Origin of the sequence: Amycolatopsis jiangsuensis, assembly GCF_014204865.1 — a bacterium.
GTDB lineage: Bacteria > Actinomycetota > Actinomycetes > Mycobacteriales > Pseudonocardiaceae > Amycolatopsis > Amycolatopsis jiangsuensis.
Map to the genome: position 1 here is coordinate 3,821,718 of NZ_JACHMG010000001.1, position 23,793 is coordinate 3,845,510.

The 23,793-nt window shown below is 68.9% G+C and carries 20 protein-coding genes and 2 tRNA genes; 7 read left to right on the forward strand and 15 right to left on the reverse strand.

Going from position 1 to position 23,793, the window contains the following annotated elements; translation table 11 throughout:
- Positions 1–29: 29 nt before the first annotated feature.
- The 7 genes from ftsX to BJY18_RS16765 all read right to left on the reverse strand — a co-directional run bounded on the left by ftsX (position 30) and on the right by BJY18_RS16765 (position 7,302).
- Complete coding sequence (gene ftsX / locus BJY18_RS16735) at positions 30–923, reverse strand: permease-like cell division protein FtsX (RefSeq protein ID WP_184780869.1); 894 nt, start codon at positions 921–923, stop codon at positions 30–32.
- A gap of 48 nt (positions 924–971) precedes the next feature.
- Positions 972–1,661 (reverse strand): cell division ATP-binding protein FtsE, encoded by a 690-nt coding sequence (ftsE, locus tag BJY18_RS16740; protein WP_184780870.1) that lies wholly within the window; start codon positions 1,659–1,661, stop codon positions 972–974.
- Between the two features lie 102 nt (positions 1,662–1,763).
- Entirely contained in the window at positions 1,764–2,867 is a 1,104-nt protein-coding gene (prfB, locus tag BJY18_RS16745) for a peptide chain release factor 2 (protein WP_184780871.1), read from the reverse strand.
- A 64-nt stretch (positions 2,868–2,931) separates the two neighbouring features.
- A complete protein-coding gene (locus tag BJY18_RS16750) occupies positions 2,932–3,432 on the reverse strand; it encodes a PadR family transcriptional regulator (protein WP_184780872.1) in 501 nt (166 codons plus the stop codon).
- A 248-nt stretch (positions 3,433–3,680) separates the two neighbouring features.
- A tRNA-Met gene (locus tag BJY18_RS16755) sits at positions 3,681–3,754 on the reverse strand.
- Between the two features lie 425 nt (positions 3,755–4,179).
- Positions 4,180–4,253: transfer RNA gene (locus BJY18_RS16760), tRNA-Met, on the reverse strand.
- A 67-nt stretch (positions 4,254–4,320) separates the two neighbouring features.
- A complete protein-coding gene (locus BJY18_RS16765) occupies positions 4,321–7,302 on the reverse strand; it encodes a UPF0182 family protein (protein ID WP_184784653.1) in 2,982 nt (993 codons plus the stop codon).
- A 180-nt stretch (positions 7,303–7,482) separates the two neighbouring features.
- On the opposite strand from BJY18_RS16765, the gene BJY18_RS16770 reads away from it, so the two are divergent.
- Positions 7,483–8,049, forward strand: coding sequence for a PPA1309 family protein (locus BJY18_RS16770; protein WP_184780873.1), 567 nt, complete (start codon positions 7,483–7,485; stop codon positions 8,047–8,049).
- A gap of 16 nt (positions 8,050–8,065) precedes the next feature.
- On the opposite strand, the gene BJY18_RS16775 is transcribed toward BJY18_RS16770, so the two are convergent.
- Positions 8,066–9,106, reverse strand: coding sequence for a YlbL family protein (locus BJY18_RS16775; RefSeq protein ID WP_312873867.1), 1,041 nt, complete (start codon positions 9,104–9,106; stop codon positions 8,066–8,068).
- A gap of 171 nt (positions 9,107–9,277) precedes the next feature.
- Here BJY18_RS16775 and BJY18_RS16780 point away from each other — a divergent pair, with 171 nt between their 5' ends.
- On the forward strand, positions 9,278–10,654 hold the full coding sequence (locus tag BJY18_RS16780; RefSeq protein WP_184780874.1) for a zinc-dependent metalloprotease: 1,377 nt from the start codon (positions 9,278–9,280) through the stop codon (positions 10,652–10,654).
- Positions 10,655–11,214: 560 nt separating this feature from the next.
- Here BJY18_RS16780 and BJY18_RS16785 read toward each other — a convergent pair.
- Entirely contained in the window at positions 11,215–11,724 is a 510-nt protein-coding gene (locus tag BJY18_RS16785; RefSeq protein WP_312874107.1) for a M48 metallopeptidase family protein, read from the reverse strand.
- A 217-nt stretch (positions 11,725–11,941) separates the two neighbouring features.
- On the opposite strand from BJY18_RS16785, the gene BJY18_RS16790 reads away from it, so the two are divergent.
- The 3 genes from BJY18_RS16790 to BJY18_RS16800 are packed head-to-tail and all read left to right on the forward strand — an operon-like array spanning position 11,942 to position 15,453.
- Positions 11,942–13,009: a TOMM precursor leader peptide-binding protein gene (locus tag BJY18_RS16790; protein WP_184780875.1), complete on the forward strand. Its 1,068-nt coding sequence runs from the start codon at positions 11,942–11,944 to the stop codon at positions 13,007–13,009.
- A 60-nt stretch (positions 13,010–13,069) separates the two neighbouring features.
- The gene (locus tag BJY18_RS16795; RefSeq protein WP_184780876.1) at positions 13,070–14,413 is read left to right on the forward strand and encodes an ABC1 kinase family protein; all 1,344 of its coding nucleotides are present in this window, start codon (positions 13,070–13,072) and stop codon (positions 14,411–14,413) included.
- Positions 14,389–15,453, forward strand: coding sequence for a type IV toxin-antitoxin system AbiEi family antitoxin (locus BJY18_RS16800; RefSeq protein ID WP_246458891.1), 1,065 nt, complete (start codon positions 14,389–14,391; stop codon positions 15,451–15,453). Before BJY18_RS16795 ends, BJY18_RS16800 begins: the two co-directional genes overlap by 25 nt.
- Positions 15,454–15,734: 281 nt before the next feature.
- On the opposite strand, the gene BJY18_RS16805 is transcribed toward BJY18_RS16800, so the two are convergent.
- From BJY18_RS16805 to BJY18_RS16825, 5 genes are all read right to left on the reverse strand, one after another.
- The gene (locus tag BJY18_RS16805) at positions 15,735–15,917 is read right to left on the reverse strand and encodes a hypothetical protein (protein WP_184780877.1); all 183 of its coding nucleotides are present in this window, start codon (positions 15,915–15,917) and stop codon (positions 15,735–15,737) included.
- Positions 15,914–16,786 (reverse strand): class I SAM-dependent methyltransferase, encoded by an 873-nt coding sequence (locus tag BJY18_RS16810; RefSeq protein WP_184780878.1) that lies wholly within the window; start codon positions 16,784–16,786, stop codon positions 15,914–15,916. The genes BJY18_RS16805 and BJY18_RS16810 overlap by 4 nt, the downstream gene beginning before the upstream one ends.
- 427 nt (positions 16,787–17,213) lie before the next feature.
- A complete protein-coding gene (locus BJY18_RS16815) occupies positions 17,214–17,477 on the reverse strand; it encodes a hypothetical protein (RefSeq protein WP_184780879.1) in 264 nt (87 codons plus the stop codon).
- The gene (locus BJY18_RS16820) at positions 17,474–17,833 is read right to left on the reverse strand and encodes a WhiB family transcriptional regulator (RefSeq protein ID WP_184780880.1); all 360 of its coding nucleotides are present in this window, start codon (positions 17,831–17,833) and stop codon (positions 17,474–17,476) included. Before BJY18_RS16820 ends, BJY18_RS16815 begins: the two co-directional genes overlap by 4 nt.
- 818 nt (positions 17,834–18,651) lie before the next feature.
- Positions 18,652–20,751 (reverse strand): ATP-dependent DNA helicase UvrD2, encoded by a 2,100-nt coding sequence (locus BJY18_RS16825; protein WP_184780881.1) that lies wholly within the window; start codon positions 20,749–20,751, stop codon positions 18,652–18,654.
- A 64-nt stretch (positions 20,752–20,815) separates the two neighbouring features.
- Between BJY18_RS16825 and BJY18_RS16830 the strand changes: the two genes are divergently transcribed.
- A complete protein-coding gene (locus BJY18_RS16830) occupies positions 20,816–21,544 on the forward strand; it encodes a DUF4191 domain-containing protein (RefSeq protein ID WP_184780882.1) in 729 nt (242 codons plus the stop codon).
- 134 nt (positions 21,545–21,678) lie between these two features.
- Here BJY18_RS16830 and BJY18_RS16835 read toward each other — a convergent pair whose 3' ends face one another.
- The gene (locus tag BJY18_RS16835) at positions 21,679–22,158 is read right to left on the reverse strand and encodes an RDD family protein (RefSeq protein ID WP_184780883.1); all 480 of its coding nucleotides are present in this window, start codon (positions 22,156–22,158) and stop codon (positions 21,679–21,681) included.
- 172 nt (positions 22,159–22,330) lie between these two features.
- Between BJY18_RS16835 and glnA the strand changes: the two genes are divergently transcribed.
- A complete protein-coding gene (gene glnA / locus BJY18_RS16840) occupies positions 22,331–23,755 on the forward strand; it encodes a type I glutamate--ammonia ligase (protein WP_184780884.1) in 1,425 nt (474 codons plus the stop codon).
- Positions 23,756–23,793 lie beyond the last annotated feature (38 nt).

Here is a 23,793-nt window from a genome sequence, read left to right on the forward strand (position 1 = left end):
TCAGAGATCTTCACTGTCCACAGTGGAGCCTAGTGGCGCACGTAGAGCCGCAGCGTCACGTAGCCGGTGATCGCGGAGATCACGACGGACACCGCGAGCAGGATCGGCGCGACCGGGAACAGCACTTCCAGCGTGGTGATCTGCGGGAAGACCTCACCGGTGAACACCGAGTCGAGGAAGGACAGCTTCGTCAGCAGCAGGAAGACCGTGCCGAGCACGGCACCGACCACGCCGGCGACCACCGCCTCCAGCAGGAAGGGCAGCTGGGTATACCACCGGGTGGCGCCGACCAGGCGCATGATGCCGACCTCCGTACGCCGGGTGAAGGCCGAGACCTGAATCGTGTTCGCGATCAGCAGCAGCGCGGCGACGGCCATGATCAGCGCCATCACGAACGCGATGTTGCGGACGCCGTTGAAGACGTTGAACACCCGGTCGAGGAACTTCTTCTGGTCGTCGACCTTCCGCACGCCGGGCTGGCCGGTGTACTGCTTGATGATCGCGTCCGAGCGGTCCGGGTCCTTGAGCTTCACCTGCAGGGACGAGGGCAGCGCCTCCGGTCCGGTGAGCTCCAGTAGCTCCGGCTGGCTCGCGAAGATCTTCTTGAACCGCTCGTAGGCCTGGTCGCGGTTCTCGTACACCACGGATTCCACGCCGGGGTTGTTCTGCAGCGACTGGCGCAGTGAGCCGCACAGTTGCTGGCTGCAGTTCTTGTCGTTCGCGCTCACCTGGTCGACCAGGCTGATCGAGATCTCGACCTCGGCGAGGAAGTTCGCCTTCATCTTGTCGATCGTGCGCACGGCGAGCAGGCCGCCGCCGAGCATGGCGAGCGAAACCGCCGTGGTGAGGATCATCGCGATGGTCATCGTGACGTTCCGGCGTAACCCGGTGACGACCTCGCTGAAGACGAAACTGGCACGCATCGCTGGTGTCTGTCCTTGGTTCGGGGCTGGAGTCGGGCGGGGGTGGCGTCAGCGGCCGATGCCGTAGACGCCGCGGGAGTCGTCGCGGATCACGCGACCGAGCTGCAGCTCGACGACCCGGCGCCGCATCGAGTCCACGATCGAATGGTCGTGCGTGGCCATCAGCACGGTGGTGCCCGTGCGGTTGATGCGCTCCAGCAGCAGCATGATGTCCTGGCTGGTGTCCGGGTCCAGGTTCCCGGTGGGCTCGTCGGCCAGCAGCACGAGCGGCCGGTTCACGAACGCTCGCGCGATGGCCACCCGCTGTTGCTCACCGCCGGAGAGCTCGTTGGGCAGCCGGTCTGCCTTGCCGTCGAGGCCGACGAGTTCGAGCACCTCGGGCACGACCTTGCGGATGGTCGGCCGGGGCTTGCCGATCACCTCGAGTGCGAAGGCCACGTTCTCCGCCACCGTCTTGTTGGCCAGCAGGCGGAAGTCCTGGAACACGCAGCCGATGGTCTGGCGCAGGCGGGGGACCCTGCGCCGGGCGAGCTTGGCGACGTCGAAGTTCGACACCATGACCCGCCCCTTGGTGGGTACCTCTTCGCGCAGCAGCAACCGCAGGAACGTCGACTTCCCGGAGCCGGACGGGCCGATGAGGAAGACGAACTCACCTTTGTCGACCTCGACCGACACCCGTTCCAGGGCAGGCCGGGTCGAGGTCTTGTAGACCTTGGAAACCTCTTCGAGCCGGATCACGGTTCGGCATCCTACCCATGGGTGTTGTAAAGGCCGGGTTGCCGGTGCCCGCACAGCGAGCCGGGGACCTCCTCGAGGAGGTCCCCGGTGCTCTGGAACGGATCAGGCGACGCCGGCCTGGCGGCGCCAGCGGATGCCCGCTTCCAGGAAACCGTCGATGTCGCCGTCGAGCACCGAGCTGGGGTTGCCGACCTCGTGTTCGGTGCGCAGGTCCTTCACCATCTGGTACGGGTGCAGCACGTACGAGCGCATCTGGTTTCCCCAGCTGGAGCCGCTGTCCTTGAGCGCCTCCATTTCGGCCCGTTCTTCTTCCTTCTTGCGCTGCAGCAGCCGCGCCTGGAGGACCTTCATCGCGGCCGCCCGGTTCTGCAGCTGCGACTTCTCGTTCTGGCAGGAGACGACGATGCCGGTCGGCAGGTGAGTGATGCGGACCGCGGAGTCGGTGGTGTTGACGCTCTGTCCACCGGGGCCGGACGAGCGGTACACGTCGACGCGGATGTCCTTTTCCGGGATGTCGACGTGGTCGACCTCCGCGACTTCCGGCAGGACCTCGACGTGCGCGAACGACGTCTGGCGGCGGCTCTGGTTGTCGAACGGCGAAATGCGCACCAGCCGGTGGGTGCCCTGTTCGACCGAGAGCGTGCCGTACACGTAGGGCGCGGACACCTTGAAGGTGGCGGACTTGATGCCCGCTTCCTCGGCGTAGGAGATGTCGTAGACGTCCGTGGGGTAGCCGTGGCGTTCGGCCCAGCGCAGGTACATCCGCAGCAGCATCTCGGCCCAGTCGGCCGCGTCGACGCCGCCGGCTTCGGAGCGGATGTTGACCACGGCGTTGCGGTCGTCGTATTCGCCGGAGAGCAGGGTGCGGACTTCGAGGCCGTCGATGTCGGTGACCAGGTCGGTGAGGTCGGTTTCCGCCTCGTTCATGCTGGCGGAGTCGCCTTCGGCGGCGGCCAGCTCATACAGCACACCGAGGTCGTCGAGGCGCTGGCGCAGGTCGGAGACGCGGCGCAGCTCGCCTTGGCGGTGGGACAGCTGGCTGGTGACCTTCTGCGCTTCCTCGGGGTTGTCCCAGAGGGTGGGGCTGGAGGCCTGTTCCTCGAGCTCGGCGACCTGGGCCCGCAGCGCCTCGAGGTCCATCACCGACTCGATCTGCGTCAGCTTGCCGGTCAGGTCCCGCAACGAGGCATCGAACTCATCACTCACGGCTGTCAAGGCTACGGCAAAACCCACGACCGGTCGCGAACCGGTCGTGGGGCCGGGCGAATCGTCAGGACTGCGGGATCGCGTCGAGCAGCTTCAGGGCGGCCTTGGCCTGTGCCTGAGCGAACTCGGCGACGGCCTTGGCGTAGGGCCCGTCCGCCGACTTGGTGGCCGTCTTGGCCTCGTCGAGCCGGCCCTGGTAGCTGGTGCGCGCTGCCTCCAGCAGGGAGGTGCGCTGTTTCGCCGTCAGCGATCCGGCGTGCACGAGCCGCAGGATGAGCGGGCTGCGCAGGTGGTCGGGACCGGCCTCGGACGCGAGCCACGTCTTGAACGCCTTTTTCCCGGCCGCTGTCAGCACGTACTGCTGGCTGGAGCGTGGTCCCTGCTTGCCCAGCCGGACGAGTCCTTCCTTGGACAGTGCCGGCAGCTCGCGGTACACCTGACTACGGGTGACACTGAAAAAGGCTCCGAACCGTTCGTCCGCGCCCGCGACCAACTGCCCGCCAGTGGCAGGACCGTCGTGGAGCAGACCGAGCAGTGCGGCAGCCGTAGCATTCAATTCGGACACGCCCTCCACGGTCCCACTTCCGCGCCCTTATGTCCACAGTGGCCACCGATCCGTCCACAATGGCTAGTCCGAACCGCTCGTTCAGCCCAACCCGAACGCATGTCCTTTGTAGACCCGGCCACTCTCCGCGATCGCCCGCCCCCGCGCAACCACCACCCGAGCGATCCGGGCACAGCGATCCATGCGCAAGGACGCAAAAAGACGCCCGGCTCGCGAATCCTCGCAAACCGGACGCCTACCACCTTCTGTAGCGGGGACAGGATTTGAACCTGCGACCTCTGGGTTATGAGCCCAGCGAGCTACCGAACTGCTCCACCCCGCGTCGTTGTGAACACAACCCTACACACACCCCCACACGCCTCTCACACCGCCCCCCTCAACTCCTCACGCTCACTCCCCCGCCCCTCACGCACCCCCGCACTCCGCTCACCGCCGCTCCGCACCCGCACTCTCACTCACCACTCCCCTGGGCTCCGCGCTTCCCCTCACCGCTGCCGCGGGACTCCACACTTCCTCTCACCGCTCCCCCGGACTCCGCGCTTCACCTCACCGCCGCCCCAGGACTCCACACTTCCCTCTCGTTCCCCCTCACCTCCGAAACCGCACTCAACTCCCAACTGAACCACCGTTGGGGGGTCCAGGGGGGCGAAGCCCCGCCTGGCGGGGGTCTGGGGGTCCGACCCCCAGAAGACACAACGAAAGAAGCCCGCCCTTGCGCATTCAGCAAGGACGGGCATACCGCTTCTGTAGCGGGGACAGGATTTGAACCTGCGACCTCTGGGTTATGAGCCCAGCGAGCTACCGAACTGCTCCACCCCGCGTCGTGGCACCTACTTTACGCCCGGGTTTCGGGCGGGCGCAAAGCAGGTGCCTTTTCCGTAACGGACGTCACCCGCCGGGCTGCTGGGGCGCCCCGCTGGTGGGTGCGCCGTTGCTGGGTGACGTACTGGACTTGGCCGCGTCGTATTCCTTGGCGGCGGCGTCGAGCGCGGCGAGTGCCGCTCCCTGGTCGGTGAAGTTCCCGGACTGTTGGGCGGCTTTGAGTTTGGTCAGCGCCGACTGGATGTCGGTGACGGCCTTGTCGAGTGCCGGGTTGCTGCCGCCGGAGTTCGGCGGCGGGTTGGTCGATGTCTCCGGCTTGGACGGCGGGGTGCCGGGGGTTTCGTCGGCGGGTGGGGTGGTCGCCGCGGCTCCGGTGCCGTTGCCGAACACCTGGTCCAGCGCCTCGTTGAGGGTCGGTGCGAAGCCGACTTTGGCGCCGTAGGACACGAGGACCCGCGCCAGCTGGGGATAGCTCAGCTGGTTGCGCTGGCGGATGTAGACCGGTTCGACGTAGAGGAACCCGTCGGCCACCGGCAACGTGATGAGGTTGCCGTAGATGGGGATGACGTTGGGGTTGTTGAGCAGGGTGCGGTCCTGGGCGACCCGGCTGTCGCTCTGGAACCGGTTCTGCGCCTGTACCGGCCCGTCGGTCTGGTTGGCCCCGCTGGCCGCCGGTAATCGCAGTACGCGGATGGTGCCGTAGTCCTGTGGATCGGAGGAGACCGACATCCAGGCGGACATGTACTGCCGTTGCAGACCGGTGAGCGCGCTGGTCAGCTGGAACGTGGGCCGTCCTTCGCCTGCCGCGTCCGCGAGCACGTAGTAGCCGGGCTGGTTGGTCACGTTGGCGGCGGTGGTGGTGGAGGTGCCGTCTTCGGTCGGGTCCTGCGGCACGCTCCAGAACGCCTGCTGCGCGTAGAACTCCTGCGGACTGTTCACGTGGTACCGGGCGATCAGCTCACGCTGGATCTTGAACAGGTCCTCCGGGTAGCGGAAGTGCGAGCGCAGGTCAGGGGAGATCTCGGAGCTGGGTTTGACCAGTCCCGGGAACACGTTCTCCCACGCCTTCAGCACGGGTTCTTTGTCGTCGATCGAGTAGAGGTTGACCGTGCCGTCGTAGGCGTCGACGGTGGCCTTCACCGAGTTGCGGATGTAGTTGATCGAGCTGTTGGCCTGTTTGGCGACTCCGTTGAGCGAGTCGTTGGTGGCCTCGCCGAGCTGGGTCTGCTGGGCGTACGGGTAGTTGTTGAGCGTCGTGTAGCCGTCGACGATCCACTGGATCTTGCCGTCGACGACTGCCGGGTACGGGTCGCCGTCGAGGGTGAGCCACGGGGCGACCTTGCTGACGCGTTCCCGCGGATCCCGGTTGTACATGATCTTCGAGCCGTCGCCGATGGCGTCGGAGAAGAGGATGTTGCGTTCGCCGTGTTCGGCGGCGAACACGAGCCGGTTGAACCAGTTGTCCAGCGGAACGCCGCCCTTGCCCTGGTAGAGGTAGCCGCGCTGGGTGTCGGTGTCGTATTCGCCGGGCGCCTGCCCGGGGGTGCCGCCGACGATGGCGTAGTCGTTCTCGTTGGTCAGCTCGCCGTAGTAGATGCGCGGTTGTTTGACCATGATCCCGGGCTGTCCGTTGACGGACCCGGCGCCGGTCGGGTTGGTCGTGTCGCTCGTGGTGGCGATCGGGTAGCCGCCGTCGGAGTTGGAGTCCTTGACCGCGCGGTCGATGGTGTTGGCCGGCGCGGCGACGAACCCGTTGCCGTGTGTGTAGACCAGGTGCTTGTTGATCCAGTTGGTCTGGTTGCCGGTGAGTCCGTCGGTCTTGATCTCCTTGGCGGCCACGATGTAGTCCTGCGTGGTTCCGCCGACGGCGTAACGGTCGATGTCCAGCTTCGCCGGGAAGCCGTAGAAGTTCTCCCGGCCGACGCGCTGGGTGAAGGTGTCACTGAGGACGTTCGGGTCGAGCAGCCGGATGTTCGACACCGTGCCGGTGTCGGCCTTCACCTCCTCCGGCGTGGCCTCGGTCTTGCCCTTGTACTGCTCGTACTCGATCTTGGTGAGCCCGAACGCCGACCGGGTCGCGTCCATGTTGCGCTGGATCGACGTGGCTTCCTTCTCGTTCGCGTTGGGCTTGACGGAGAACTGGTCGAGGATGGCGGGCCACGCGACGCCGACCAGTACGCCGGACAGGATCAGCAGTACCAGCGCGATCGCCGGCAGCTGCAGGTTGCGCAGGAACGCACCGGCGAAGAAGGCGACCGCGCAGATCACCGAGATGCACAGCAGGATCAGCTTGGCCGGCAGGACCGCGTTGAGGTCGGTGTAGGTGGCGCCGTTGAACAACGGCATGCCCCGGTCGGACAGCAGGAGGTTGTACCGGTCGAAGAAGTACTCGACCGCCTTCAGCAGCACGAAGATGCCGACGGTGATGGCCAGCTGCGCGCGGGTCGGGCCGGCGAGCTGCCCGCCACGGCCGGCCAGCCGGATGCCACCGAAGAGGTAGTGCGCGATCAGCGCGCCGAAGAACGAGATCACCACGGTGATGAACAGCCAGCCGAGCAGCCAGTTCACGAACGGCAGCGAGAAGGCGTAGAAGCCGAGGTCGATGCCGAACTCGGGGTCCTTCTGACCGAAGGACGTACCGTTGAGGAAGAGCTGGATGGTCTGCCAGTCACCCATCGCCGACGCGCCCGCGATGAGGCCGGTGAGCACCGGGATGCCGATGCCGAAGAGCCGGATCCGCGCGACGACCACCGAGCGGTAACGCGACAGCGGATCGTCCCGGCCGGACACCGGCACGAACACCGGGCGGGTGCGGTAGGCGATGATCAGGCTGACCGCCAGCGCTCCGCCGACCAGCAGCCCGACGGCCACGAAGAGCACGATCCGGGTGAGCAGTTCGGTCGTGAACACCGAGCGGGCCTGGACCTCGCCGAACCAGAGCCAGTCCACATAGGTGTCGAGCAGCCGGACGCCCAGCAGCAGCGCCAGCACGACCACCGCGGCGATGATGAGGAGGATCCGGCTGCGACGGGACAGCTTCAGGCTCACCGGGGGCCGAGTCGCCACGGCAACGCTCCTGTCTTCGTGAACATGTGCGCGGGGTCCCGCACGGGCTGGCCGAGGAGTCCCCTGGTGCTCTAACTCTACGGATGGGCTCCGGAGTTCCCGGGACGACCCGATCGACCACGTCTGACGGCGCCGGCGACAGCGGCCTGCGACGATGTCGCCATGTCACCGAGTGAGCCCTCCGCAGCCCATCCCGTCGCCGGTCTGGCGCGGGAAGTCGAAGAGTTCGTCGCCGCCGCGGGCTGGGACCAGCCGCCGCAGCTGTTCGCGCTGGTGCCGACCGCGGCGCTGCTGGACGAGCAGCCCGAGCTGGCAGGCCAGCTGGACCGGGCGAACCCGCTGACCCCGGTGGCGCAGGACGCGCTGCCCGAGGGCGACCTCGCCGAGTCGCTCGGCCGGATCGCGTGGCCGGAGATCGTGGTGGGCTGCGCGCTGGCGCAGGAGATCATCGTGCTGCCGCCGGACGTCGAGGAGGAGCTCGAGGGTGTCGCCGAGGCGGACGGCGAACGGCTGCGCCGGGCCGCCGCGGACCATCCGCGACGCACCGAGGCACGGCTGGTCGCGGCCGTGCTGCGGGACGGCGAGCGGGCCTGCGTGATGCGGCTGCGCGGGATTCCGTCCGGCGACGGTGACAGCAGCGGCGCCGAGGAGCCCGTGGACGAAATCGTGGAAAGCCCCGATCTGGCGCCGAACCTGCTCGAGGCGCTGACCGCGACCTTCCAGCCCTGAGCGGCCGGGCCGCCCGTCAGCAGTGCGCGGTCGGGCGGCCCGCCTTCAGGTTCTCCAGCTGGGTCAGCGCGTCGTCCAGAGTGGACACCTTGATCAGGTTGAGCCCGTCCGGTGCGGCAGAGGCGGCCTCCGCACAGTTGTGCGCGGGCACGAGGAAGTCGGTGGCCCCGGCCTCGCGGGCGCCGACGACCTTGAACGAGATGCCGCCGATCGGTCCGACCTGCCCGGTTTCGCTGATCTCGCCGGTGCCCGCGATGTGCCGCCCCGCGGCGAGGTCCGCCTCCGTCTTTCCGGGCGGGGTGAGCCGGTCGATGATCGCCAGGGTGAACATCAGGCCGGCGGACGGGCCGCCGACGTCCTGCAGCGAGATGGCGACGTTGAACGGCGCGTTCACCCGGTCCGCCGCGGTGAGCCCGAGGAAGCCCTGCGGGCGGTCGTCGCGCTGCGCGAGCGTGATCGGCACGGTCCGCTGGGCGCCGCCGGAGGACTCGAAGGTGACCTGCACGCTCTGGCCGGGTTTCGTGCCGGTGAGCGCGCCGGCGACGTCGGTGGCCTCCTTGACCTGCTTGCCGTTCACCGTGACCAGCCGGTCGCCGGGGGCCAGCACGTGGTCGGCCGGACTGCCCGAGACGATCTCCTTGGCGACCACGCGCACCGGATAGCCGAGGTGGCGCAGCGCGGCGACCTGCGCGGCGGTCTGCGAATCCTGCAGCTGCTGGATGTTCTCCTGCTTGACCTGCTCGTTGGTCTCGCCGGGCCGGTAGTACTCCTCGCGCGGGGCGAGCGCGTACCGGCCGCTGGCCCACAGGCCGAGCGCGGTGAAGAGGTTGATCCCGTCGTTGAGCGACACGGTGGTCATCCGCAGCTCGCCGGTGGTGCGGTAGGTCTCCTGCCCGTTGACCTTGATCACCGGAGTACCCGCGGCGTCGCGACCGAGCGTGTCGTAGGTCGGCCCGGGGCTGATCGCGACGTAGGGCACCTGGACCAGGAAGCCGGCCACGACGAACACCAGGAACAGCGCGCCGCTGACCACCAGCGTCCAGCCACGTCGCGTCATCCGCCGGTCCGTGCGGGCCGGTTCGCGGGGGGTGGCTGGCCGTTGACGCGGGGTAGCGGTCTCCTCGTCGGGTTTGGTCACGTGCGACAGCGTACGGTGACGGTGTTCGCTTCCCGGTGAAGGCCATGGTTGACGCGCTGAGTGGGCTCGTACCCGCGTACGGTGGAACCCATGAGCAAACCCCCGTTCGGTTTCGGACCGTCCGATCCCGACAAGCGTGGCGACGGTGACCCCTCGGAGCAGTCCGGCGCCGAGACGTTCAACCAGCTCGGGCAGATGCTGAGCCAGCTGGGCCAGATGCTCAGCCAGGCCGGCACGTCGAGCGGGCCGGTGAACTACGACCTCGCGAAGCAGATCGCCCTGCAGAACCTGAGCGGGCGTGATGACGCGAAGCTCGGTTTCTCGTCGTCAGAGTCCGGCGACTCGTCCACCGCTGTGCGCGACGCCGCCCGGCTGGCGGAGCTGTGGCTGGACGCGGCGACGATCCTGCCCGCGGGCGCGACCAGCACCGTGTCGTGGTCGGCGCGCGCCTGGGTGGAGAAGACGCTGCCGACCTGGCAGCGGCTGTGCGATCCGGTGGCGCAGCAGATGTCCGGCGCGTGGATGCAGGCGCTGCCCGAGGAGGCCAAGCAGGCCGCGGGCCCGCTGCTGTCGATGATGGGCCAGATGGGCGGGATGGCGTTCGGCTCGCAGCTGGGCAACGCGATGGCGCAGCTGGCCCAGGAGGTGCTCACCTCCACCGAGGTCGGCCTGCCGCTGGGCCCGTCCGCGACGTCCGCGCTGCTGCCCGCGAACATCGAGAAGTTCACCGAGGGCCTGGAGCTGCCGAGCAGTGAGGTGCTGGTGTTCCTCGCCGCGCGCGAGGCAGCGCACCAGCGGCTGTTCACGCACGTTCCGTGGCTGCGGCAGCGGCTGCTGGCCACGGTCGAGGAGTTCGCCCGCGGGATCACCGTGGACACCTCGGCGCTGGAGTCGCTGGCCGGCCAGATCGACCCGGCCAACCCGGCGAGCATCGAGGAGGCCATGTCCTCGGGCCTGCTGGAGCCGCAGACGACGCCGGAGCAGCAGGCCGCGCTGAAGCGGCTGGAAACGCTGCTGGCGCTGGTCGAGGGCTGGGTGGACGTGGTGGTCGCGGAGGCGATCGGCGACCGTCTTCCCGGTGCCGACGCCCTGCGCGAAACGCTGCGCCGCCGCCGCGCGACCGGCGGGCCCGCGGAGCAGACCTTCGCCACCCTGGTGGGCCTGGAGCTGCGCCCCCGTCGGATGCGTGCCGCCTCGTCCCTGTGGAAACTCGTCGGAGACCGCCACGGCCTGGACAAGCGCGACGGCCTGTGGTCCCACCCGGACCTCATGCCGACCGCCGAGGACCTGGACGAACCGTTGGACTTCTCCGACCGCCTGTCCGAGCCGTCCACCCTCCCGGACGACCTGGACCCGATCGCCGAACTGGAACGCACGGAACGCGCCGAACGCGAGGCCAAGCAGGAAAACCCCGGATCCGCCCCGGAGAACAAGAACACGGACACGGGAGACACCGACCCGTCCTGACCGATCCACCCGCGCCGGGCGGGGTGTGAGGTCCGGCATGGGTCGAGCTCACCTCGAATCCCAACCCGACCTGACCGATCCACCCGCGCCGGGCCGGTGTGAGGTCCAGCTTGGGCCGGGCTCACCTCGAACCCCGACCCGACCCGACCACTCCACCCGCACCGGGCGGGGTGTGGTTGAGGTCCCGGCTCGTCCCGGACCCGGCCCGACTCGTCGTTACCTGGCCGACGGCGGGGCCGATGAGCCGTTGCCTGGCGGGGCCGGCTAGTCCAAGCTCGGCCGGGCTCATTCCGAATAGTCCTGGCGTGTCTCGACCTGACCCAACTGACCCCACTGACACCGGTCAGCCTTTACCTGACCAGAAGTAGTACCGGCCTGCCTTCTCCTGGTCCGGCTATTCACGGTTGCTCTGTTTCTGCCCCTTCCTCGCCTGTGGCCCTGCGCGGTCAAGATCGGGTCCGCGACTGCTCTGCCCTGCGGCCCCACCGCACCGGCCCTCACTCACCACAAAGGCCCTACGACACCGGCCTCACCACACCCCCACGCCGACCACCCGATCCTCAATCCTCTGCCGATATGCCCCACCCCGCCGCGGCCGAGAGACCTTCGAGATATCCGATGGCCCGTTCCGTCTTCGGATAGCGGTTCACCAACGCCCAGAACGCCGCGTCGTGGCCTGGTTCGCGCAGGTGTGCCAGCTCGTGCACCAGCACGTAGTCCAAGACCCACGACGGGACCCGTTGGAGCCGTTCGCTCACCCGGATCGTGGCGTCGACCGGCGTGCACGACGCCCACCGGGTGCGCATGGGTGGCACCCACCGCACGCTCGCCGGCAGCGCCTTCCCGCCGAAGTACTTTCCGGCGAGGACTGCGCAGCGGGCGAGCAGCGCCTCGTCCGACGCCCTCGGCGGATTCGCCTTGCGGGGTCCGGAGCGTTGCAGCTTCCGCTCCATCTCCGCGACCCAGTGTTTCTCTTCCGCGCGGGTCATCCGGGCCGGAATGAGCACCACCAGGGTGTCGTCGTTCCAGTACGCGGTGACCGTCCGGTGCCGGCGCGCGCTGCGCCGCACCTCGACCTTGTGTTGAGGAGTGTCCGACGGGGCGCTCTCGCCCCTGCCCCGCAACGCGGGCATCCGTGCTTCGACCACCACACAACGGTAAGGCCCGGCACCGACAACTTGGAGTGCCGAAAGGTCACAGGCCCGAGTTGTCCACAATCGGCTACGCCTGTGGACAACTGACCATTTCGCCCTTTCGTGGCACCTCCTCCGTGCCAAGCTGACTGGCATGACGTTGTCCACCGTCCCGCCGCCGGACGTACTGCTTCCGGACCACCCGACCTTGCTCCCGGGCATCCACGTGCTCGAACGCGACGATGACGAGGTCCAGTTCGGCCTCGATCCGCGACATGGCGTCGTGGCAGGCGGGCTCGTCCCCCAGGTGGTCGAGATCGTCCGCCGGCTCGACGGCAGGCGCGGGCTCGACGACCTCATGATCGCGGTGGGCGAACACCGCGATCAGCTGCACCTGCTGCTCAAGCAGCTCACCGCACTGGGGCTGGTCACCGAAGCCCCGCGGCAGGCGGCCAAGCGCATCGAGACCGGTCTGTGGTCGCTACGTGCCCGCCACCATCAGACCGCTCTCACCGATCGCCGGAGGCAAAGCCTGGTCGCCGTGCACGGCAGCGGACGGCTGGCCGTCGCCGTGGCCGTGCTGCTGGCGAACGCCGGTGTCGGGCACCTCGACATCCGCGCGGCCGGCACAGTCACCGAGGCCGATCTCGGTTCCGGGCTGACCACCCTCGAGCTGGGTCAGCTCCGCCGGCGCGCGATCCTGACCGTGCTGGCCCGCATGGCACCCGAGGTGTCCACCGCCCGAAACCACCGCCGCAGCCCCGACCTCGTCTTGCTCACCGACACCCTCGTCCCGCCGCCGGAGGAAGTCGCGGAGCTGGTCGAGGAGGGCATTCCGCACCTTCCCGTCCGGGTCCGCGAGGGGACCGGCATCGTCGGCCCGCTCGTCGTGCCCGGTCGCAGTGCCTGTCTGCGGTGCTGCGACCTGCATCGGACCGACATGGATTCCTCCTGGCCACGGGTGGCGAGCCAGCTCGTCGGGAAGTCGCAACGGCCCGACCTCGGCGCGGTGCAGGCGTGCGCGGCGCTCGCCGTCGCGCAGGCCATGCGCCTGCTGTCCCCCAGTGACGAGCCGCCGCCCACGTGGAACACCACGCTGGAGATCGACAACTTCGAGGGCCGGGTCCACCACGAGGACTGGGAGCCGCACCCGGACTGCGGCTGCGGGGCACCGGTTGCGGTGGACGAGGATGAGCCAGAGGAGGTACTGCAGGAGATGTAGCCCACATCGCGGGCCTCGGTGGGCTGCGGGGGCCACGCCTGCCAAGGCAGAATCGCACAGGTGACCGACTTTCGCGACCGCACCGGAGACCGCGAACCCGCCCTGCCCCGGCGGGGCGCAGCACGTACCGCGAAGCTGGCCAGTCTTCCGCTCGGCATCGCGGGCCGGGCCGTCGGCGGCTGGGGTAAGCGGCTCACCGGGCAGAGCGCTGACCAGGTGAGTGCGACGCTGTCGGCCAAAGCCGCGGAGCAGCTCTTCGAGGTCCTCGGCACACTCAAGGGCGGCGCGATGAAGTTCGGCCAGGCGTTGAGTGTGTTCGAGGCCGCCGTACCCGACGACATGGCCAAGCCGTACCGCGAAGCGCTCACGAAGCTGCAGTCGGCGGCCCCGCCGATGCCGGCCCGGCAGACCCATCGGGTACTCGCCGAGCAGCTGGGCCGGTCCTGGTCAGGCCGGTTCGCGCACTTCGACGACGAGCCGGCGGCGTCGGCGAGCATCGGCCAGGTCCACCGCGCGACGTGGCACGACGGCCGCGAAGTCGCGGTCAAAGTCCAGTACCCTGGTGCCGACGCGGCGTTGCGCAGCGACCTGCGCCAACTGCAGCGGTTCAGCAGGCTGTTCCAGGCGTTCGTGCCCGGCACCGACGTGAAGCCCCTGCTTTCCGAGCTGGCCGAGCGGATGGACGAGGAACTCGACTACCTCTCCGAGGCCGACAACCAGCGCGCGTTCGCCAAGGCCTTCGAGGGCGACCCCGCGTTCCTGATCCCGCGCGTCGTGGCCAGCGCGCCGAAGGTCGTGGTCACGGAGTGGGTCACCGGCACCCCGTTGGCCCGCATCATCTCCGACGGCGATCAGGAGACCCGCAATCTCGCGGGCCGATTGCTGGCCGAGTTCCATTACTCCTCGCCGGCCCGGGTGCACCTGTTGCACTCCGATCCGCATCCCGGAAACTTCATGCTCACCGAAGACGGACGCCTGTGCGTGATCGACTTCGGTGGAGTCGCCAAGCTTCCACACGGCATCCCACGGCATCTGGGCGAAATGACCCGGCTGGCACTCGACGGCCACTCCGGCGAGCTGATGCAACTGCTGCGGGGAAACGGCTTCGTGCGCGAGGGTTCCGAGCTGTCGTCGGACGAGGTGCTGCGGTACCTCGCACCGTTCACCGAGCCGTTGGCCACGCCGACGTTCCACTTCACGCGTCGCTGGATGCAGCGTCAGGCCGGCCGGGTCGGAGACACCCGCGGCACCGATTTCCACGTCGGACGGTCACTGAACCTGCCGCCCGAATATCTGATGATCCACCGGGTCACGGCCGGTTCCACCGGCATCCTCTGCCAGCTCGACGCGGAGATCCCGGCACGCGGCATCGTGGAGCGATGGCAACCCGGTTTTGCCACCTGAGTTATCCACAGGAAGAGGCGATTCCGGCTGGATCGGACGAAGTTGTCCACAGATTGCCGAAGGCGGTTCCACTCGGATGGCCGAGCCGCCATTCTCGATACATGACGATTACAGCAAGTACCGACCCGACTGCTTTCGGTGATTTGGTGGCTCACGGTGTGCTGGTTCGGCGACACCTCCGTGAAGCCGGACTTTCGGAACGAAGAATCGCGAAGCTCTCCGGACCGGGCGGGCCGTGGCAAAGGGTCTACTCCGGGGTCTTCCTCGTGCACGACAAACCGCCGAGCCGGGAACAGCTTCTGCACGCGGCGATCGCCCGCTGCCGGCCGGACGCCGTGATCACCGGCACGGACGCGCTGCGCGCCCACGGCGTGAACCACCCGCTTACCGAGCAGATCCACCTGCTCGTGCCGCATTACCGGCGGCTCGCCGCCGAGCCGGGGATCCTCGCCAACCGCACCGCGCGGATGCCGGAGCCGGTGATGATCGACGGCCTGCCCTACGCCACGCCCGCGCGTGCCGCACTCGACCTGGCCCGTCGGGAGAACGAACCCGATACGGTCGCCCAGCTGGTGTCGCTGCCGCTGTACTGGGGGCTCTGCGATCGCGCCGAACTGTTCGCCGAGCTCGACGCGGGCAACCAGCGCGGTTCGGCGGCGGTGCGCTCCGTTCTTCGCGGGATGAACGATCGGGAGACGTTCGCCCACGGCCGAGCCCTCGACGTGCTCCGGCAGACGGCGCTGCCCACACCGCAGTGGAACGTGGCGGTGTGCGATCGCCGCGGCCGGCGGATCGGCACCGCAGACGCCTGGTGGGACGAGATCGGGCTGGCCTGGCGTTACCGCACGGCAGCAGGCCCTACCGACTTCAGCCATCTCGCCCTCGCGGCAACCGGCACCGTGCTGTTCCGCTGCACGCCGCAGCAGCTCATGGACTCCCCCGAGGAAATGAGTCGCGAGCTGATCCGGGCCTACACGCAGGCAGCGCGCACACCACGGCCCAAGGTCCGGGCGATCTGCCGAACAGGGAACGCTGCCTGATCCACGGTCTTTCACTCGCACCAATGCCTTGGACGGTCACCGGGGCCGGACGCACGGCCGTTCTTCGGTAGCGAACCAAGCACCCATCACCTCCCGCGGCAATGAATGCTGTAGCGACGCACGCCTTGGCAAGGTGCGGATGGGGCCCCGAGACGCTGAGACCGGTTGATTCGGCTGCCGATTCGCTGCGCAGCTCTGGGAGGTCGTGACGCAGTGGGAACACGCGGAGTGTTTGCCGGGGTGGTGGAACGTCTCGCTGGTGCCGAGCCGGGCCGGGCAGCTCACCAGTATTCGTCGGGCAGCTTTCCCTCGATGTCACGTGCGTGGTTGCGGGCGCAGCCCGGGCAGAGCCAGCGTTCGGTGCCATTTTCCTTGGTGCAGGCCCAGGCGAGGGCGGCGAGCGTGTCAGTCTCCGCCGCGCGGGAGCGGCCGCAGCGTGCGCAGGACACGTCCGGTGCGGTCATGACACACGTCCGTGGTGCACGCTCCGGGCGCCCAGGAGGTACAGGTCGCGTCGGTTGGCGAGGTGGTGCGGACTCTCCGGGTCGAGTAAGGCGGCGAGGTCGGCGCGGTCTTCCGCGGTCAGGAGTTCGGCAGCGTGCTCGGCGATCCGGGAGAGGTGGTGGTGCACGTAGCCAGGCAGCGCGTCCGGCCCCGGTGCGGGGTGGTCGACCAGCATGCTGAACGAACCGACCTCGGCGAGCCCGGCGCGTTCGAGTGCGATCGGCCAGCCGTAGGGCATCGGCACGGAGCCGTCGATGCCTTCACGCATCCCGACGAACCACTCGGCCTGCGCGGCGTGCAGTCGCTCCTCGAGCCCGGGCCGGCCCATTCCGAGATCCCAAGGGAGGCAGGAAAAGCTCAACCCACCTTCGGACAACGCGACGATCCCGCCCGGCCGTACCACCGCGGCGAGCGTGCCGACCGCGGCCTGCTGGTCCGGCAGGTGGTGCACGACCCGGGATGCCCACACCAGGTCGGCGGCCGGCAACGTCTCCGGCAGGTCGGTGTCGGCGGCGTCGGCATGCACGGCGCGCACGTCCACGACCGAGCCGGCCACAGCGCGGACAGCGCGCTCGGCCTCGTCCAGAAGCTCGGGCGTCGCGTCCGCCAGGATGATCGTGCCGCCGTCGCGAGCAGCGAGTTCCCGGGCGAAGTGGGTGCTCATCCCGCCCGCGCCACAGCCGAGGTCGACCACCGTCGGCGTGCCGGGAAGCCGCGCGACAAGCCGGGCGGCAGCAGCCGCCTGCGCGTCGGAGTCGAGACTGTCGGCGGCACGGAGCAACGCGAGCCGATCAGCCCAGTCGATGTGATCGTGACTATGCGCGGACATTGCCTCATTGAACACCCGCGAACGACCGCGGGCAGGCGGATCCCCCGACGGCACCCACCTGCCCCGCGCTTACTCCCTGCCCCGCCGGAACCTGCCGACCAGGCAAACGGGAGAGCGACAGGCGGTCTGGTTCCACACCACCCGGTTTCTGGTCCAGGTGCGGATTTCGGTGACGAAGCACGGCAACAGCTCTCGGAACCGGAGCAGCAGCTACCCGGAGCACGGCCGCAACCACCCGATTTCGGGCGGCCACCCGCGCGACCGAGATGACAGCTACCCCCCCCAGTCGAGGCAACCACCGGACACCAGCCGACCACCCGAGCCCAGGCAACCACCCGACACCGCGCGACCACCCGACACCAGGCAACCACCCCGCTTCCGGGCAGCCGCCCCGTGACAGAGGCGGCTGCCCGGAATCGGGTCGTGGTCAGTGCTGGATGCGGTGGCGTTCCGCGTGGGTTTCGGCCCAGCGGGCCAGGCGGGACCAGCGGCGGGCGGCTCGGGCGTGACGCCAGGGGCGCCATGTCTCGGCCGCGGTGTGGATTTCCCGTATTCGGGCACGGGACAGTTCTTCGTGCAGCAACATCTTCGTGGTCTCCTGAGTCTTGTTCTGCTTCGGTTTCGGCTGCACGCGGGCGGTTTCTCCGGTGCGGGCCTCGTAATCGCGGGTGGTCAGCAGTTCGACGGTCATGCGGCGGCGCTCCGGGCGGTGGTGGTGACGGCGGTCTCGAGGGTGGCGTTCTTGCGCGGGCGGCCGCGGGGCCGCTTGCGTGCGATCACCACGCCGCGTTCGAAGATCTCGCCGCCCCAGACTCCCCACGGCTCGCGCCGGGCGAGGGCGCCGGCAAGGCAGGCGTCGCGCACCGGGCAGCCGGCGCAGAACGCCTTCGCCCGCTCCAGCTCGGCCGGTGATTCGGCGAACCACAGGTCGGCGTCGCGCGAGCGGCAGGGCACCTCGGGGTCGGTCACGCCGTCGAGCAGGTCACCGATGCCGACGTCGAACCCGTCGGTCACGGCACTCTCGGCGAGTGCGATGGCGGATGACATGTCCGTGCTCCTTTTCAGTGTGGTGGTGGTCGGGACGGTGTTCGGACTGGACACCTTGTTCCTCAGGGGTTGGGCAGCCAAAAAAACACGAAGGCCGCGGATCCGGTTACCGGTTCCGCGGCCTTCGTGAGCCTGATGTCCTGACTAGGTCAGGGACTTCGCTCCCGTAACGACAACGGAACACGGAACTGCTTGATGGTCGGCAGATCGACATCGACCTGCGGGTCCACGGCGACGACCGCGGACACACGAGTGGTGCCGGCCGGGGTCCACGTGCGCTCGATACGACGGAGTGCTGCTCCGAAGCAGGCAGCGGACACACCGGTTCCCTGGCGCTGGGCTGGGTCGACACCAACGGACAGACCGGTGCCAGGGCTCATGAGCAACGTGTAATTGCCGTTCACTTCACTGACACCACCTTTCGCTGTCCGGACGCTCACCGCACCGGGCGGCTCTCGTCACATGCTTCCCCAGACCGGGCTCTTCCACCCGGGTGTACCAGCAGGTTATTGCCCCCACGAGACGGGGGCAACCGATTTTCCCAAATCTCTGCCGAAGCGACGAAGATCGTCCGTGAGCAGTGGGTTCGCCGCACCGATCACCGCGTCGACGCGGTCAATCACGCATCGACGCGGTCACCCCGCACCGCTGCAGTCATTCGCCCGCCGCGGTCCACCCTGCCCGCGGCGGCCAGCCCTGCACCGCCGCAGCCACACCGCACCACCGCAGCCACCCTGCACCGTCGCATCGCACCGCCGCAGTCACCCGGCACCACCGCAGGCACCTAGCAGCGCCGCGGTCACGACCGCAGTGCCGCATCAACCCCGTACCGAGTCGCGCACCACGTCGAGTACCTCGGCGCCGAAGCGGGCCAGCTTCGTGGCTCCGATGCCGGAGATCGACACGAGTGCGCCGTCGTCGGTCGGTCGTTGTTCGGCTATCGCCATCAGCGTGGCGTCGGTGAACACCACGAACGCGGGCACCTTCAGCTCCCGGGACCGCTCTCCCCGCCAGGCTTTCAGCTTCTCCAGCAGTTCTTCATCCACTGTGGACGGGCACCGAGCGCACCGGCCGAGTTTGACCTCCATGGTCTGCACCAGCGGACCGCCGCACATGCGGCAGCGGTTCACCTTCGTGGCGGCCTTCGGTGCCTGCTGGGCACGCGCGATGCGCGCCGCCGGATGGTCCTCCGGAATCAGCCCGTACAGGAAGCGGCTGCGCCGACGGTTGCGCCGGCTGCCCGGGCCGCGCGCGAGCGACCAGGACAACGACAGGTGCTCACGCGCCCGCGTGACGCCGACGTAGAACAGCCGGCGTTCCTCCTCGATGGCGGCGTCGTCACCGTCCGCGTGAAGGATCGGCATCGTGCCCTCCGACAGCCCGACGAGGAACACCGCGTCCCACTCGAGCCCCTTCGCGGCGTGAAGCGACGCCAGCGTGACGCCCTCGACCGTCGGCGGGTGCTGGGCTGCCGCGCGCTGCTCAAGGTCCGCCACAAACCGCGGTAGGTCCACGTCGTCGACTGCTGCCGCCAGCTCCTCGGCCAGCTCGACGAGCGCGAGCAGCGCGTCCCACCGCTCCTTCGCGGCGCCACCCGCCGGCGGCTGCTCGGTGAGACCGACGCGCGCGAGAACGGAACGCACTGCGGTCACGAGCTCCGCCGAAGACGGTTCGACGGACGCCGCGCGCAGTGCCGACATCGCCTGCCGCACCTCGGCGCGCTGGAAGAACCGTTCGCCGCCGCGGATCAGATACGGGATCCCGGCCTCGGTGAGCGCCTGCTCGTATGCCTCCGACTGCGCGTTCACGCGGAACAGCACGGCGATCTCGCTCGCCGCGACGCCGCCGTCGAGCAGCTCGCGGACCCGCCGCGCGACGGCGGCGGCCTCGACGGCTTCGTCCTCGTGCTCGGCGAACCGCGGTTCGGGTCCCTCCGGGCGCTGGCCCACGAGCTTCAGCCGCGAACCGGCCGGACGACCGCGGGCCGCCCCGATCACGCGGTTCGCGAGCGACACCACCTGCGGCGTCGACCGGTAGTCGCGCTCGAGCCGCACCACCGTCGCCTCGGGGAACCGCCTCGTGAACTCCAGCAACGACCGCGGTGAGGCACCGCCGAACGAGTAGATGGTCTGGTTGGCGTCACCGACCACAGTGAGGTCGTCGCGGCCGCCGAGCCACGCGTCGAGCAGACGCTGCTGCAACGGCGTGACGTCCTGGTACTCGTCAACGACGAAGCAGCGGTAGCGGTCACGGAACTCGACAGCGACCGCTTCGTGCTTCTCGAGCACCGCGGTGGTGTGCAACAGGAGATCGTCGAAGTCGAGCACCTGCGCGGCCGTCTTCAGCTCTTCGTACTGCCGGTACACCTCCGCGACCTGCGCGACCGGCGCCGGCGTGGCCCGCTGCGTACGTGCCGCGACAGCCGCGTACTCCTCCGGCGACACCAGCGAAGCCTTGCTCCACTCGATCTCGCTCGCGAGGTCGCGCACCACCTCGGCTTCGGTGCTCAGCCGCAGCCGCTGAGCGGCCTGCACGACCAGCCGGAACTTGTTGTCGACCAGGTCCCACGGCCGGTCCCCCACGACCCGCGGCCAGAAGTAGCGGAGCTGACGGCGGGCAGCCGCGTGGAAGGTGAGCGCCTGTGCCGCCTCGACGCCGAGCCCGCGCAGCCGGGTGCGCATCTCGCCTGCCGCACGCGTGGTGAAGGTGACCGCAAGCACCTGACCAGGTGCGACGTGCCCGGAACGGACCAGGTGCGCGATACGGTGCGTGATCGTGCGCGTCTTCCCCGTGCCTGCCCCCGCCAGGACGCACACCGGGCCGCGGGGCGCGGCCGCGGCGGCGCGCTGCTCGGGATCGAGCCCGTCGAGCAAGCTGAGACGGCGTGGACTGCTCTGCGAAGACGATGCGGTGGCCACCCCGCGATCCTCGCAGAGGGGGCCGACGGATTCGTGGCCGGGCACGCGGCCGTATCCTGGTCAGATGGCGGGTAAGCAGGACAAGGAAGCGGCCAAGGAGGCCAAGCGGGAGAAGCGCGCGGCCGGCAAGGCGCGGCGCGGGCAGCTGTTCGAGGCGTTCAAGATGCAACGCCGCGAAGATCCGATGCTCATCCCCTGGATGGTCGGTTCGATCGTGGTCGTGGCCGGGGTGCTTTTCGGCATCGGGTTCCTCTTCGACATCCAGTGGACGCTGCTGCCGCTGGGCGTCGTGCTCGGTGTCCTGCTCGCCGTGATCATCTTCGGCCGCCGGGTGCAGCGCACGGTCTTCGCGAAGGCGGACGGCCAGCCGGGCGCGGCCGCGTGGGCGCTGGAGAACCTGCGCGGCAAGTGGAAGGTGACGCCGACGGTGGCCGCCACCACGCAGCTCGACGCCGTGCACCGCGTGCTCGGGCACCCCGGCGTGGTGCTCGTCGCCGAGGGCGCGCCGCACCGGGTGAAGAACTTGCTCGCGCAGGAGAAGAAGCGCGTCTCGCGGCTGATCGGCGAGACCCCGATCTACGACTTCACCATCGGGCACGAAGAGAAGCAGGTGCCGCTCAAGAAGCTGCAGAGCCACCTCACGAAGCTGCCGCGCAACCTCAAGCCCGCCCAGGTCGACGCGCTGGAGGCGAAGCTCGCCGCGCTCGGTTCGCGCGGCGCGGCCATGCCGAAGGGGCCGATGCCGGCCGGCGCGAAGATGCGCAACGTGCAGCGCACCATCCGCCGCCGCTGACCTGCCCGGCAACCACCGGCCCGCGGCGCCGGGAAGGCCGCTCTGGGGGAGGTCTGCCCGGCGTCGCGGAAAAGGTCACTCTGGTCGCGGAGAAGGCCGCTCTGAAGGAGACCTTCCCCGCGACGCGGGAAAGGTCAGCGCATCCGGATGACCACGGTGCCGGTGGCGCGGTCAAGCCAGGTGCGGCTGTCCGCGTTCCGCACCAGCAGCGGCACGATCAGCACGGTCAGCACCATCCGCACCAGCGCCCGCCACGGGCCGACCATGGCGACGCCGTCGAGTCGCGCAACGCGGATGCCGAGCACCCCCATGCCCGGCGTGAAGCCGAAGAAGGTCACCGCGATCACGGTGAGCACCGCCCACACCGCCCCCGCCCAGAGGTTGAACGTCTGCATCGCCGCCACGTTCTGCAGGTCGTAGGGCTGGAACAGCGCGGTCACGAGCGAGGCGAACACCAGGTCCACGATCAGGGCGAGCAGCCGCTGCCCGCCGCCGGCGACCGCGCCGACGCCGGATTCGGGCAACCCGAACCTGGCCCCCGGCCACTTCGGCGGATCCTCCCGCGTCGTGGGATCGCCGGTGCCCGGCAGCCATTCACCCGTCCATCTCGCCACCCGTCCAGGGTATGCCGGTGGCGCGCACCACATTCTGCCTGGTCGACTGCCTGTATCCGGCCACCCGTTAACACCGGCGAAACATACGGGTGACGGTCGGGCAACACCGCGCTCATAGCGTGAGCCGAAGAGAGTAAAGCCGCCGGTAACGAACGAGAAGGAGTCACCGAGGGTGCCCACTACTCCAGACGACATCCAGCGCCTCATCGCCGACGAGAAGGTGGAGTCCATCGACGTCAGGTTCTGCGACCTGCCGGGCGTCATGCAGCACTTCACGGTGCCCGCCAAGGCGTTCGACCTGGAGGCCTACGAAGAGGGCCTGGCCTTCGACGGATCCTCGGTGCGCGGCTTCCAGTCGATCCACGAGTCCGACATGCTGCTGCTGCCGGACCCCGAGACGGCCCGGATCGACCCGTTCCGCAAGATGAAGACGCTGTCGCTCAACTTCTTCGTGCACGACCCGTTCACGCGCGAGGCCTACAGCCGCGACCCGCGCAACATCGCGCGCAAGGCCGAGCAGTACATCGCCGAGTACGGGGTCGCGGACAACGTGTTCTTCGGTCCCGAGGCCGAGTTCTACATCTTCGACTCGGTCCGCTTCGAGGACGCCGAACACCTGTCGTTCCACGAGATCGACTCGGTCGAGGGCTGGTGGAACACTGGCGCCGACACCGAAGGCGGCAACCAGGGCTACAAGACGAAGTTCAAGGGCGGCTACTTCCCGGTGCCGCCGGTCGACCACTTCGCCGACCTGCGTGACGACATCGTCCGCCAGCTGCAGAGCCAGGGCTTCGAGATCGAGCGCGCGCACCACGAGGTGGGCACCGCCGGTCAGACCGAGATCAACTACAAGTTCAACACGCTGCTGCACGCCGCGGACGACCTGCAGCTGTTCAAGTACATCGTGAAGAACACCGTGTTCGCCGCGGGCAAGACCGCGACGTTCATGCCGAAGCCGCTGGCCGGCGACAACGGCTCGGGCATGCACTGCCACCAGTCGCTGTGGAAGGACGGCCAGCCGCTGTTCCACGACGAGTCCGGTTACGCGGGCCTGTCCGACACCGCGCGGCACTACATCGGCGGTCTGCTCAAGCACGCACCGAGCCTGCTGGCCTTCACCAACCCGACGGTGAACTCCTACCACCGCCTGGTGCCGGGCTTCGAGGCGCCGGTCAGCCTGGTGTACTCGCAGCGCAACCGCTCGGCGTGCGTGCGCATTCCGATCACCGGCAACAACCCGAAGGCCAAGCGCGCCGAGTTCCGCTGCCCGGACTCCTCCGGCAACCCGTACCTGGCCTTCTCCGCCATGATGATGGCCGGCCTCGACGGCATCAAGAACAAGATCGAGCCCGCGGAGCCGATCGACAAGGACCTCTACGAGCTGCCGCCCGAGGAGGCAAAGAACGTCAAGCTGGTCCCCGGCGACCTCGGCACGGTCCTCGACACCCTGGAAGCCGACCACGACTTCCTGCTCGAGGGTGGCGTCTTCACGCCCGACGTGATCGACACGTGGATCTCCTACAAGCGCGAGAACGAGATCGACCCGCTGCGGCTGCGTCCGCACCCGTACGAGTTCTCGCTGTACTACGACGTGTGATCCACTCCGGCCGTCCTGAAGGGACGGCTCCTCGGACA